Origin of the sequence: Microcoleus sp. D3_18_C4 (assembly GCF_036702355.1) — a bacterium.
GTDB lineage: Bacteria > Cyanobacteriota > Cyanobacteriia > Cyanobacteriales > Microcoleaceae > Microcoleus.
In genome coordinates this window covers 1-12890 of record NZ_JAUBTF010000005.1, presented here as the reverse complement: position 1 = coordinate 12890, position 12890 = coordinate 1, and the positions used below count along the sequence as shown (strand labels likewise).

Genomic DNA, 12890 nt, shown 5'->3' with positions numbered 1-12890 from the left:
TATAATTCCATTACTCTCAAACCCGAAAATGCTCAAAAGTCAAACCACTCCTTTAGCTGACGGGCAGTGGGGCAAGGCATTTTCCTCACTGTAAAACGCCCTAGAGCGAAAAAAATCAGAGTATATCTACGGCAAGTCCAACATACCGCGAATGGGGCGGTTGGAAGCCAACACCAGAATTTTTGATTTGGTTTGCGGGAGTATGTCACTTAAGATAGGCTAATTCAGTTGCTAGCGCTTTGGGGAAGTGGACAGTTCTTTAACTTATGTTAATTCCACTAGATTACTACCGGATTTTGGGTCTACCGATTCAAGCTACTGCCGAACAGTTGCAGCAGGCTCACCGCGATCGAACTTTACAGCTTCCGCGCAGGGAGTATTCCGAAGTTGCGATCGTCGCCCGCAAACAACTGCTTGATGAAGCCTGCGCCGTTCTGTCAGACTCAGAGGGGCGCAAAGCTTACGATGCCAGTTTTTTAGCCAAAACTTACGATCGAGAGTCGGAAGCCGCACAGGAAGCCAAGCACCAGAGGTCAAAAACCTCAGCAGGCACGGCCACAGTCCTGCAAGACGCAGGAGAAACCGCTCCGGCAGAGTCCAAGGCTTTAGAGGCTGCTCCCGACCCCCACACTCCAAGTATTGAAATCGATGACAACCAATTCGTAGGAGCCCTGCTCATACTGCAAGAACTGGGAGAATACGAACTCGTACAGAAGCTGGGTCGCCCGTATCTTAACAATGGCAGCATCGCGATCGCAGAAGGTCGTTTCGGCGACCCCCAGCTCGTGAGGCCAGATATAGTTTTAACTGTCAGCCTTGCCTGTCTAGAACTCGGCCGGGAACAGTGGCAGCAAGGTCAGTACGAAAATGCCGCAAAATCATTAGAAGCAGGTCAAGAATTGCTGCTGCGCGAAAGCCTATTTGCAAGCGTGAGGGGTGAAATGCAAGCCGACATATACAAACTCCGTCCGTACAACATTTTAGAGCTATTATCACTTCCCGAAGAAAAAGTCGCCGAGCGTCGCCGGGGACTACAAATCCTGCGAGAAATGCTTCAAGAACGAGGCGGTATCGACGGTTCGGGAGATGATCGATCGGGTTTAGGAATAGAAGACTTCCTCCGGTTCGTGCAGCAAATGCGTAAACACCTAACCAGCAGCGAGCAGCAGGCGCTATTTGAAGCCGAAGCCGGCCGCCCCTCCGCAGTCGCCACTTACCTATCGGTCTACACCCTGTTAGCCCAAGGATTTGCCGCCAGACAGCCATCGATGATCCGTCGCGCCAAGCTGATGCTGATGCAGCTCGGTCGCCGCCAAGACGTTCACCTAGAAAAAGCCGTCTGTTCCCTGCTGCTGGGCCAGACAGAAGAAGCCAGCAGAGCCCTCGAACTCAGTTCGGAAAAAGAACCCCTGGCCTTCATTCGCGAACATTCCCAAGATTCACCCGACTTGTTGCCCGGACTGTGCTTGTACGCAGAACATTGGCTACAAGAAGAAGTGTTTCCCCACTTCCGCGACTTGGCCAACGAGTCAGTGTCCTTGAAAGACTACTTTGCTGACCCGAAAGTACAAGCTTACCTAGAAGCTTTGCCACAGGACGCAGAAACCGCCAACGAATGGGTCGTCGTGCAGCCCCGTTCCGGCAAGCCCCCAGGGCGACTGCAACCGACAGCAGGCCGATCGCCCGCTGCCATACCTGCACAGCCACCCACAGCCAAGCAGGGAGCCAGTACGGTCACTTTGACCCCCGTACCGGGCGAGGCTTCCACCGTAGCTTCGGGAACGAAATCCCCGGCAACTGTGGCCGCGTCGAGCGCTGTTGCCCCCGTCTCTCTCCCGATAGCTACAGTGCCACACCCTGCTGAATCGACTTCCAAACATCGCAGACGCCAACATTCAGGGCGCAGCGGAGCAAGTGGCAATGGGCTAAAGGGCGATTTTGTTGATCGGGCGCGCACCAAGGCAGCAGAAATTACCACCCAAGTCAAGTCCATGCCTCCAAACAGGCTGGCTTTGTTTATAGTCGCAGGTGTCCTGAGCCTGTTATTCCTGTGGTTAATACTCAGTCTGTTGGCTAACGCCATGCAAGCCCTATCCGGCCCCCTCCGAGGAGAGCAAGCCCTTGTCCGCCTGGAAGAACCGCCCTTAGAAATCCCTGCCTTGGCCGCGGCGCCAGAGCCGAGCGCCACAGGCGCAGTGTCGGGAGAAATCACGGAGGAATCAGCCGGACAAATAGTTCAAAGCTGGCTGTCGGCGAAAGCAGCGGCTTTGGGCCCGAATCACGCTGTCGAAGAATTAAAGCAAGTTCTGACAGAACCGGCTTTGTCTCGCTGGCAATTGATGGCAGAAGCTCAACAGCGAAACAACGCGCACCAGCGTTATGTACACAAGCTGCAAGTTAATGGAGTTAAGACGAATCCGACTAATCCCGATCGCGCTCAAGTAGAAGCCCAAGTCGCGGAAAAAGCCGAAGTGTTCGATCGCGATCAGCTCGTTTCTTCCCGCAACGAAAACCTGCGCGTGCGCTACGACTTGATCCGTCAAGAGGGACAGTGGCGGATTATGGATTGGCAAGTGATTAAGTAAGGAATTGTTCAGTTGACAGTTGACAGTTGACCTGGGATACCGACATCTACCTGGGAGGAAGAGGATTGGAGTAATGAACAGTCTTCTTTTAATTTCTCCTGATCGGGGTTCTGGCTGTAAACCTATTCTTTCTGGTAATTGGTAATTGGTAATTTTTGCTGGCTAATTACTAATTACCAGTTTCTGATTATTAGGTGAATTTTTAATTCCAAAAGCGGGAGTTTTGAATTGCAGATTATTGTTGAAGGCTGGCGTTTTATTTATCATTCCTATTGCGTAGCCAATCAATTTCAACTGCTGGAAATGCACGCGCGGCGCAGCTATCTCGTAGGGAATCGCCCGCGAAGCCAAATTGAGCTTTTCCACCGCGATATGCCCTACATTGATGCAGCTTGGGAGACGAAAATTAGTTTGTTCGATCGCCCAAATGAAACATTACTTCGCAGCATTAAGAGTCCTGCGGTAAATCAGCCAGCGGATGTTACCCTGCGAATGTACTGCCCGTGGGACTTCTCCGCATCCAGCAGCGCTCAAACTTGGGTATTTGCAGCCACAGAATGGGGGATTGTTACCAGTTCAGTATTACAGGCGATGGGTGTTAAGTCGATCGCCCAAACCCCCGTTAACTCAGAAACCAAAATTATTACACCTTCAGCTTGGTCAAAGGCCGGCTTAATTCGCAGCGGAGTTGAGGCTGATCGCATTGCCGTTGTACCTTTGGGGGTCGATCCTAATATTTATTATCCTGCTGCGGGCGATCGGCGTCAATCACTGCGCGAAAGCTTCGGCTGGTCAAACTATTTTATATTTTTAAATATCGGAGGACAAACTGATCGCAAAGGTATTCGCCCTTTATTAAAAGCCTTCGCTGCGGTAGTTGACAAATATCCAGATGCGAGATTAGTTTTAAAAGGTTCTGAACTGCTTTATCCGTCGAGAGACGAGATTGCCGAAGCGTGCCGAGTTGTGCTCAACGATGCGGAAAGAGCGAGGGTTTTACCAAGATTAATTTATACTGGTAGCCAGCTATCTTTTGCTCAAATAGCTGAGTTTTACCAAGCTGCAGATGTTTATGTTTCTCCCTATTTGGCAGAAGGTTTTAATCTGCCGGTGTTGGAAGCTGCAGCTTGCGGTTTGCCGGTGATTTGCACGGAGGGCGGCCCTACAGATGATTTTACGAGATCGGACTTTGCACTGCGGATTGAAAGTAAATTTATGAGTGTGGTAAGTGACGGGGAAACGTTATTTATCTTAGCTCCTGAGTGGGAACATTTGACTGATTTGATGCAAAGGGCGATCGAACAGCCTGGAATCGCTGCGAAAGCTAGGGTTGCGGGCCCGGCTTTTGTGGCTGAAAATTTTACTTGGAGGCGTGTAGTCGATCGATTGCTTGATGTTATGGGAGGAGATAGAAAGAGAGAGGAGAGGTCTATTTTTGAGCCAATAATTTTGTAGTTTGGGCGTTTCAAGCCCTAGATGGGGAAATAGGTTTTTTCCGGCGTAAAATGCTTGCCACAGGTATCTAAAAGATAGTGCGTTTCAATCCCTGATAGGGTTTTAGGTTTTTTCCGGCTAAACTTTTTCCTAATTTTAATTGAAGAGTTTCAAGTTTCAATCCCTGATAGGGTTTTAGGTTTTTTCCGGCATAGCCTTTGCTAAAATTAAACCGCTCAAAACGGTTTCAATCCCTGATAGGGTTTTAGGTTTTTTCCGGCCGAGGCTGCTATCTCTCGGTGGTTTGGGGGTGTTCCTGTTTCAATCCCTGATAGGGTTTTAGGTTTTTTCCGGCATTTTCCCCTCTAGAGTCGCGACATGATCGACCACAGCCAGTTTCAATCCCTGATAGGGTTTTAGGTTTTTTCCGGCTCTCAATAACAACCAGCGATCGGGCTTGAATTAGTTTCAATCCCTGATAGGGTTTTAGGTTTTTTCCGGCCAAAGCTGCATAAATTGCTGATGGCCGTACCGACTCCGTTTCAATCCCTGATAGGGTTTTAGGTTTTTTCCGGCAATAATCGGCAAAGCTGCATTCGATCATATTTACCCAGTTTCAATCCCTGATAGGGTTTTAGGTTTTTTCCGGCTTGACAATTTTGTAGTTTTCCATGATGCCCTCTTGTTTCAATCCCTGATAGGGTTTTAGGTTTTTTCCGGCTCCAAGATGAGCCAGAATACAAGGGCAAAATAGCTGTTTCAATCCCTGATAGGGTTTTAGGTTTTTTCCGGCGGGGTGTGGTTCATCCGATCGCCCTTGCGGACAATTCGTTTCAATCCCTGATAGGGTTTTAGGTTTTTTCCGGCACCCGCGCACTCACACAGCACCGCACCCGCCAAGTTTCAATCCCTGATAGGGTTTTAGGTTTTTTCCGGCCTTCTTCGTCATCCTCAAGCCACCATTTTTCGCCTGTTTCAATCCCTGATAGGGTTTTAGGTTTTTTCCGGCTGGTGAAGTTGATTCATGAAAAATCCCAAGGGCTCAGTGTTTCAATCCCTGATAGGGTTTTAGGTTTTTTCCGGCTACAACCGAGATTCCGAACAATCGCTTAAATCTGTTTCAATCCCTGATAGGGTTTTAGGTTTTTTCCGGTCTTTTTTGACCATTTTGACTTCGGCAAGCTTCATGAGTTTCAATCCCTGATAGGGTTTTAGGTTTTTTCCGGCAAATTCTGACTGTCGCGGCTGGGGGGGCGGGCCAGTTTCAATCCCTGATAGGGTTTTAGGTTTTTTCCGGCTACTCAAATGTTTTCTGTCTGGTTTGGGACTCGTTTCAATCCCTGATAGGGTTTTAGGTTTTTTCCGGCAGCCCGTTCCAGAAGCCTTGGTGTATTTGGTTTTCAACGTACAGTTGCGTCCCTCTAAAAGAAAAGTACCATTCCAGCCTTCGGCTTGTCAATACCCAAGTTTCCATACTCACTCCAAAACCTTGTCCTGTAAATCTTTCAGACTTTGCGTCTATCTTTTTTTCACACTAGGGGCATCAAACTCATGTGCAGCAAGAGTTTGAGCCGAAAAATTTGATCCTCAGATTTTAACACCTACCCATTGACGCAAACTAAGCAAAAATACTGTGCGCTCAACGGACTCTACGCCACCAATACGTTCGATCTTAGCCTGACAGCAAGCATACAGCGGAAAAAACCAAATACTGTCTTCCTTCTTCCTTGGGTTAGATGACTTTGTTCGACATGGCGATCGTAACTTAGACTTAAGTCCGAGCCTGCATCAATCTCCTCAACTGGTTGCATGACTTTCTTCGGCGTGGCGATCGTAACTTAGACTTGAGTCCTAGCCTCCATCAATTTCCTCAACTGGTTGCATGACTTTCTTCGGCGTGGCGATCGTAACTTAGACTTGAGTCCTAGCCTCCATCAATCTCCTCAAACGATTCCGCCAACCAGAAAGCAAAGCGATTAAAAAACAACTCCGATATATCAAAAAAAATTAGCTCATATTCAACAGCTAACGACTTAGACACTTATCTCTAAAATCTTACGAAAAAGCCATATAAAAGCTGCCAATTCCTAGACTTATCAAAATCTATGCTTTAGAAAATCACAGACCACAACTTATATTTTACCGAAATTGAATTCCCAATTAATTGCTATGAGTGATTTGCACCAACTTATTCAGCGACACCTAAACCTTCAACAATAAGCGAATTTTTACCTGCTATATTTGCGGTATTTGTGCATCGCGGTTACGAAAAATATTATTGGCAAATTGCATACAAAATCCCCAAATTAACTTAAAATTAGTAGAGTGGCATTTACCTTAAAACTCCCGATGACAAAAGCCGAAATTAGCACCAAAAACATCACAGTTCCTAACGGGGATTTGCAAATAGCTGCATACCTAGCCCAGCCAACCTCCCCAGGGCAATTTCCCGCAGTTATCGTAATTCAAGAAATCTTTGGCGTCAACTCCCACATCCGCGAAGTTACTGAAAGAATAGCAAAAGAAGGATATGTGGCGATCGCCCCAGCCATTTACCAGCGTCAAGCCCCCGGCTTTGAAACCGGGTACACCCCCGAAGCCATCCAAATCGGCAGAGAATACAAAGAAAAAACCACCGCTGCCGAACTTCTGGCCGATATCCAAGCCACCATCGATTACCTCAAAACTCTACCCTCTGTTAAACCAGAAAGTTTTGGCTGCATCGGTTTCTGCTTTGGAGGACACGTCGCCTACCTTGCCGCTACTTTGCCCGAAATCAAGGCTACAGCGTCGTTCTACGGCGCCGGTATCGCCACCCAAACCCCCGGAGGCGGCACCCCTACGATCGCCCGCACAGCAGACATTAAAGGCACTCTCTACGCCTTTTTTGGCACTCAAGACCCCAGCATTCCCTTAGAACAAGTTGACCAAATCGCCGCAGAATTGCAAAAACACAGTATTTCTCACCAAATTTTCCGCTACAATGCCGATCACGGCTTCTTCTGCGACCACCGCGGCAGTTACGACGCTACGGCAGCAGCCGACTCGTGGGTGCAGGTGAAGCAGCTATTTCATCAGCAACTTCAACCAGCTTAGAGAGTGGGAGATGGGGAGATAGGGAGATGGGGAGAGTGGGAAATTTTTTTCTACTGACGACTGCCAACTAAATTACTGACAACTGACAACTAAACTGACATGAATTCCAAATCTACAGGTTCTCAAAGCGCAAAAGCATCCTTTTCAATGGATGATTTTGCTAAAGCCCTCGAACAGCACAATTATGAGTTCCAGAAGGGACAAGTAGTGCGCGGCAAAGTGTTCGAGTACGACTCAAACGGCGCGTATGTTGATATCGGCGGCAAGTCTTCGGCTTTTTTGCCGATCGAAGAGGCTGCTTTGAGAACAGTAACGGATTTGTCGGAAGTGGTTCCGCTGGACGAGGAACGGGACTTTTTGATTATCCGCGAACAAGATGCAGATGGCCAAGTTACTTTGTCTCTGCGGCAGTTACAAATTCAGCAAGCTTGGGAAGATTTAGTTGAATTGCAGGAAACCGGTAAAGTTCTTCAGGTGCGGGTTTCTGGGGCAAATAAGGGCGGCGTGACAGTAGATGTTCAGGGAATGCGCGGTTTTATTCCCCGATCGCACTTAGTGGAACGCGATAACCTAGAATCGCTGATCGGTCAATCTTTGAGCGTTAATTTTTTGGAGGTCGATCGCGAACGAGAAAAACTCGTACTTTCCCAGCGGATGGCCACTCAATCCAATGCCTTCAAGGACTTGCAAATTGGTCAGTTGGTGGAAGGAAAAGTCAGCAGCATCAAGCCTTTTGGCGTGTTTGTGGACTTGGAAGGAGTTAGCGGTTTGCTGCACATCAAGCAAGTTAGCCAAAAATATATTGATAACCTTGGAAAGGTGTTTGCTCCCGGTCAACCCCTGAAAGCCATCGTGGTTGACCTCGATGAAAGTCGTGGCCGAATTTCGCTTTCTACTCGGGTACTAGAAAATTACCCAGGGGAAATGGTGGATAAAATGGCGGATGTTATGGATACCGCAGAAGAGCGATCGGAACGTGCTAGAAAGACTCTTTCTTAAGTCTTGATTTAGTTACAACCCCGAATTCTTTAAGAAGTCGGGGTTGTAAAAGTGCGATGTTTTACGTTTAATTAGCTTGAATTACTTATTTTGCATTTTACATCGACTTCTTCTACCAGTTTCCCAAAACAATCCCACTATAGGCTAACTCCAAACCCCTATCTAATAAGTTAATACCTGTCGCCAATCAAAACTCCAAAATTGTCTTACTTCTTCCATGAGCTATCTAACTTCATTTTAGCGTTCGTTATTTAACCCCATTAGCTACTACTCCCAATACTTTAAAATCGGCTACATTGAGTTGATCTAAAGCTTTGCTTACCAGACCGCGATCGGTTTTTTCTATTTTTACAATCAGCACTGTACCATCAGTTTGAGAAGCTAGTAAATGGCCGTCTGCTAAACCAATTAAAGGTGGCGTATCATAAATTACTAAATCAAATAAGGCTAGGAATTGTTCCATTAAATAGTGCATCTTTCTCGAAGAAAGTAATTTAATTGGGTCGGGGGGAATACTACCAGCAGTGAGGACAAAAAGATTGTCATCGTCGGGTAATCGCTGAATAGCCTCATTTAAGCTTAAATCAGAACTTAAAACATTACTTAAACCTTTCATATTTGATAAGCCAAGGTATGTGTGCAGTTGAGGCACACGCATATTAGCATCCACTAATAATACTCGTTTACCAACAGCAGAAGCAGTTTTAGCTAAATAAAGTGCTACAGTGGACTTACCCTCACCTTTAAGAGTCGAAGTGATGGTTAAAGAACTAATTGGGTGTTCCGCATTTAATAATTGAATATTTGTGTATAAGTAGTGAAATGCCTCTACCACAGGAAAATCTTTGTAATTTGAAACTATTATTCGTTTTAAGCTTTCACTGTTAGTATTTGAACTTACGCTAGTAAATTGAGCGGGAACCCTTTCACCTCTACGAGATTTAATTTTCATCGCTTTGGCGATCGGAATGACTCCCAAAAGAGGGCGTTTAGTTGCTGATTTAATTTCTTCCGGAGTATGGAAAACAGTATTTAAAACTTCTACTAGGAAACCTATAGCAATGCCTAGTAAAGTGCTAATAACGATCGCGATTGCTAGGTGGCGGCGGGTTGGTTTTTCTGTTACTGGGTTGAGATCACCATTTTCGTTTGTGACTAACTGTGGTTTAGATATAATTTGCCAAGAGCCATCAATTTGACCAGCATCTAGTTGTAAAGTTTTTTGTTTTTCGAGGAAGAGTTTGAGAGTATCTTTAGCTAGTTCGAGTTTTAATTGTATGTCATCATAGCGGTGTTGAGCTGTGGGCATTTGAGTAATTTTTGCTTGCACTAAATTTTGGCTATTAGTTATCAACCGCTCGCGAGCTTCCAACTGTTTTAGTTGTGACTGCATCTGCAAGAGGACAGCATCAGCTTCTCTTTTCATTAAATCACGCAAACTTTGCTGCTTTTCCCGCAAAGATTGAATGGGAAGGCTATTTTCATAAAATTGAGTAGAGCTTAAAGCTAATTGTGAGTCTATTTCATTTACTTTGCTAATTAAATTTTCATAAGATTTGGGACTAATATCAACAATCCAACGATTATCGCCCGTTAACGATCTTTTTTTGTAGCTTTCATATTGAAGCCTACTTTCTGCCAGTTGTCCTTGCACTTCTAGGCGACGATTAGTTAAAATATCTAGCTGATCTGATAAACTGCGGCTGCGTAGTTCTGGTTGGTTAAAGTTATACTGAACCCTTAACATTTGTAATTCTTGTTGCAATTTATCTACTTTCTGCTGGAGTGGCGGCATTTGTCGAGCGATAAAATCAATACTTTGTTTGCTAACTTTTAAACGCTCTTGATCCATATATTCTAGGTAATATTTGGCAGTTTCATCCAGCACATATTGGATGCGCTTGGGGTCTCGATCGCGGTAGCTAATATCTAGGAGTTTAGTACCACCCTGCTTCCCATCTCGCAAGAAAGTAATGCGTTGGATAATCAAGCGGTTATTGAAATTTTTATAGTCAAAGTTTGGATATTTTGTTTGCAACTTATTAACTAATGGTAGTAACACTTCTGGGCTTTTTAAAACCCGCGATAAACTTTGATAATCCACCGAAGATCCTTCTTCCGCTGATGATTTAATTTTGTTCAAGTCTGTGATGCCTAAACTGTTATTTTGAGCTTGGACCAAGAGCTTTGATAGCCGATAGTCAGCCGTAATGGGTTCTGCTAAAACTGTAAATTTTCCTTCATACTCAGTAATAGAATTTTTGGCAGCCCTAAGCACGAAACTACCGCTTAAAGTAGCTATGCTGGCAGCTACTATGCCCATCACTAGAAGGCGGCGTTTGACGACAGCTAGTACCCAATTCATATCAAGAACTTGGTCATCCTCTGCTGGGGTACTAGCTAGGTAATTAGCGGAGGAAACAGACAAATATTGACCATTAAGGTCATTCTTTAGGGAAGACAACAGTTTTTTATCCATAGCAAAAATGTTACTATTTAATTCCTAATTTCCTAATAGTCTGAGTAGCTCTATGAATCGGGTGGGAACTAGAATTCCACCAATAATATTATTAACTGGTGATAAAACAGTGTTAATGTTATCTACCAAGATAGCATTCCTCGAACGTGCCACTATAATTATGTCATTATCTTGAATCAGTGGGTTGCTTTGAGCGTCGATTCCTTGATTCAAATTAATTGCTACTTGCGATCGGGATATAGTGCCATTAGGGTTCAGCCTGATCAGTTCCACATATCTAGAGTTAGCGCGACTTTGTCTGAAACCCCCCGCACTCATAATTGCTTGATTTAAGGTAGTATTAGGAGGTAATTTGAGTCCACCCGGAGTATTGACTTCTCCGATCACACTCACTTGCACAGTCCCCGGAGCAAAGCTAGCATTAGCTAGAACAGAAACTTCTCCCGGATCGATCGCCGTCGCTGTTGGGACAAAGATGATATCCCCTTCTTGTAGTATAGTATCTTGAGATGTATCTTGTTCTTGCAAATATTGCCAGAGGTTAATAGTTCTAATTTGTTGTTTGCCACTTCTAGTATAACGTTGGAGTTGGATTTGGCGAATATCGGCGATTGATGTGATTCCACCAGCTAGTTGTAGAGCACGAATAATGGTCGGCTGTCCGTTAGTTCTTTCACCATTTTGGGTATCACCACCAATCGCTACATATCTACCGGGACGCTTCACCTCTCCGAATACTGAAACAGTACGGGGTTGCTCTGCTGGTATAGAAAAATTAGATTCACTAAGTTGATTTGTTTCTGCTAAATTAATTGTTTCTTGAGGGGGAACCAAGATTTGATCTCCATCTCGCAAGGTGATATCTTGGCTGGTCTGACCAGTTTGTAAATAATCCCACAGATTATAAGTGATAGTTATTTCTTTGTTAGTCGTAAGCCGACGCCGCACAATTATTCGTCGAATATCAGCGCTAGCTCGAATACCCCCAGCTTTTTCTAAAGCTTGAGGAAGCGTGGGAAACTGAACTGATGGTCTGTTTCCGCCTCCATTAGCTAGGGGCAATAAGTAGGAGCCGGGACGACTTATTTCACCCGATAACCAAATATTAAGCGGGCGGGCAGCTTGTAAACTGATTGTAACTAAAGGTCTTTTTACGACCTGGCCATAAGCTCTACTGATAACTTGGGCTGCCTGTTCTAAAGTTAATCCTTGAAGCGCAATACTACCAATAATGGGGATTTGAATAGCTCCCCCAGCGGGAATTTGATACTCCCCACTAAGCTGGGGCAGATCGTAGATATCAATTCTAATATTGTCTCCACCACCTAGATAGTAGTCAGTATTAATACTTGTTGCGGGGGCGGGCGACTGAGCGAGGTTGGTTTGAGGGTAGGAGAAAGTGAGTACCAGCGCCAGCAGTGGCAGTTGTACAGCAGGGAGAGTAAGCCATTTCATAGGTACTAACAAATTTATGATAGAGGTAAAGCCATGAGAGATATTTTAAGGGTGCCGATGTTTGCGTTGATGCTATTGTGTTTAACGCTTATAGTTTTTGTGACTATTTATATTTTAGCCGCACGCCATCCCAAATTGGGTGCCACATTAGAAAAGATTTTTGTGGGGATACTTTTTTTTACCATAACTGGTGGATCGGGTATCATGACCATGCCCTTTACCAAACTCCATCCTAACGTTTTCTACAACTTAGAAACTACACCCCCAACGATGATTGGTCAAATTGCCATTTATGGGGCTATGATATTAATGATATTTCCCCGCTTAACTAAAACTACCCAAAAAACAGTTTATATCTGCATTAAATGGATAGCAGGAGACATTTTTTTAGGTTTGTTTTTGTTGATTCTGACTTTATCGGGATTGTGGTCACAAACTCCTGAAATTACTTTTAGGGCTATTTTTGCTATTTGGGGAGTAACACTGGTTTCTATTTATGTAGGAAAAGTGTATAGCTGGTCAGAAATTTATGGATTATTGAGATGGCTAACTGGTTTATTAGCTTTATGGTCAGTTGTGAAAACAAATGCAGCTCCGGACGGTTGTTGGACAGGAGTTTTAGGTCATAAAAACCCTTTTTCGTTTCAAATGGCTAATACAGCTTCTTTATGGATTTTATATGCTTTTAAGGAGCCTAAGTATAGATATTTATCATTATTTATCATTTTAATAGCTTTAATAGGATTGCAAAAAGGTTGTAGTGGTGCTAGTACAGCTCGGCGTAAATACACAGACTATTAAACAGCCAAGACTTTACCCTTGTATGTCCACTTAAAAGGTTT

General features: G+C 44.8%; 8 protein-coding genes and 1 CRISPR repeat array. Of the genes, 5 read left to right on the top strand and 3 right to left on the bottom strand.

From position 1 onward, the window contains the following. Positions 1 to 266 precede the first annotated feature (266 nt). Both QUA90_RS03645 and QUA90_RS03640 read left to right on the top strand, forming a co-directional pair. Positions 267 to 2585, top strand: a complete 2319-nt coding sequence (locus QUA90_RS03645) for an IMS domain-containing protein (RefSeq protein ID WP_333443883.1) — start codon at positions 267 to 269, stop codon at positions 2583 to 2585. 228 nt (positions 2586 to 2813) lie between these two features. Then, the gene (locus QUA90_RS03640) at positions 2814 to 4040 is read left to right on the top strand and encodes a glycosyltransferase family 4 protein (RefSeq protein ID WP_333443881.1); all 1227 of its coding nucleotides are present in this window, start codon (positions 2814 to 2816) and stop codon (positions 4038 to 4040) included. An 81-nt stretch (positions 4041 to 4121) separates the two neighbouring features. Continuing rightward, positions 4122 to 5386: a CRISPR direct-repeat array (repeat unit 37 nt; unit sequence GTTTCAATCCCTGATAGGGTTTTAGGTTTTTTCCGGC). 282 nt (positions 5387 to 5668) lie between these two features. On the opposite strand, the gene QUA90_RS03635 is transcribed toward QUA90_RS03640, so the two are convergent. Beyond that, positions 5669 to 5830 carry a hypothetical protein gene (locus QUA90_RS03635; RefSeq protein ID WP_333443879.1) on the bottom strand — a complete coding sequence of 54 codons (162 nt, stop codon included), beginning with the start codon at positions 5828 to 5830 and terminating at the stop codon, positions 5669 to 5671. Between the two features lie 538 nt (positions 5831 to 6368). On the opposite strand from QUA90_RS03635, the gene QUA90_RS03630 reads away from it, so the two are divergent. Further along, a complete protein-coding gene (locus QUA90_RS03630) occupies positions 6369 to 7115 on the top strand; it encodes a dienelactone hydrolase family protein (RefSeq protein WP_333443877.1) in 747 nt (248 codons plus the stop codon). Between the two features lie 99 nt (positions 7116 to 7214). After that, a complete protein-coding gene (locus tag QUA90_RS03625; RefSeq protein ID WP_333322989.1) occupies positions 7215 to 8114 on the top strand; it encodes a S1 RNA-binding domain-containing protein in 900 nt (299 codons plus the stop codon). A gap of 247 nt (positions 8115 to 8361) precedes the next feature. On the opposite strand, the gene QUA90_RS03620 is transcribed toward QUA90_RS03625, so the two are convergent. Together QUA90_RS03620 and QUA90_RS03615 are read right to left on the bottom strand one after the other, a co-directional pair. Further along, complete coding sequence (locus QUA90_RS03620) at positions 8362 to 10593, bottom strand: polysaccharide biosynthesis tyrosine autokinase (RefSeq protein ID WP_333443875.1); 2232 nt, start codon at positions 10591 to 10593, stop codon at positions 8362 to 8364. A gap of 24 nt (positions 10594 to 10617) precedes the next feature. Beyond that, positions 10618 to 12048: an SLBB domain-containing protein gene (locus tag QUA90_RS03615; RefSeq protein ID WP_333443873.1), complete on the bottom strand. Its 1431-nt coding sequence runs from the start codon at positions 12046 to 12048 to the stop codon at positions 10618 to 10620. A gap of 33 nt (positions 12049 to 12081) precedes the next feature. Between QUA90_RS03615 and QUA90_RS03610 the strand changes: the two genes are divergently transcribed. Beyond that, positions 12082 to 12849, top strand: coding sequence for a hypothetical protein (locus QUA90_RS03610; RefSeq protein ID WP_333443871.1), 768 nt, complete (start codon positions 12082 to 12084; stop codon positions 12847 to 12849). Positions 12850 to 12890: the final 41 nt, after the last annotated feature.

What these genes read in the sequence shown, in the direction of transcription:
- QUA90_RS03615 (WP_333443873.1), bottom strand. Translation starts at nt 12,048, where the DNA reads ATGAAATGGCTTACTCTCCCTGCTGTACAACTGCCACTGCTGGCGCTG.
- QUA90_RS03610 (WP_333443871.1), top strand. Translation starts at nt 12,082, where the DNA reads ATGAGAGATATTTTAAGGGTGCCGATGTTTGCGTTGATGCTATTGTGT.
- QUA90_RS03645 (WP_333443883.1), top strand. Translation starts at nt 267, where the DNA reads ATGTTAATTCCACTAGATTACTACCGGATTTTGGGTCTACCGATTCAA.
- QUA90_RS03630 (WP_333443877.1), top strand. Translation starts at nt 6,369, where the DNA reads ATGACAAAAGCCGAAATTAGCACCAAAAACATCACAGTTCCTAACGGG.
- QUA90_RS03620 (WP_333443875.1), bottom strand. Translation starts at nt 10,593, where the DNA reads ATGGATAAAAAACTGTTGTCTTCCCTAAAGAATGACCTTAATGGTCAA.
- QUA90_RS03635 (WP_333443879.1), bottom strand. Translation starts at nt 5,830, where the DNA reads ATGCAACCAGTTGAGGAGATTGATGCAGGCTCGGACTTAAGTCTAAGT.
- QUA90_RS03625 (WP_333322989.1), top strand. Translation starts at nt 7,215, where the DNA reads ATGAATTCCAAATCTACAGGTTCTCAAAGCGCAAAAGCATCCTTTTCA.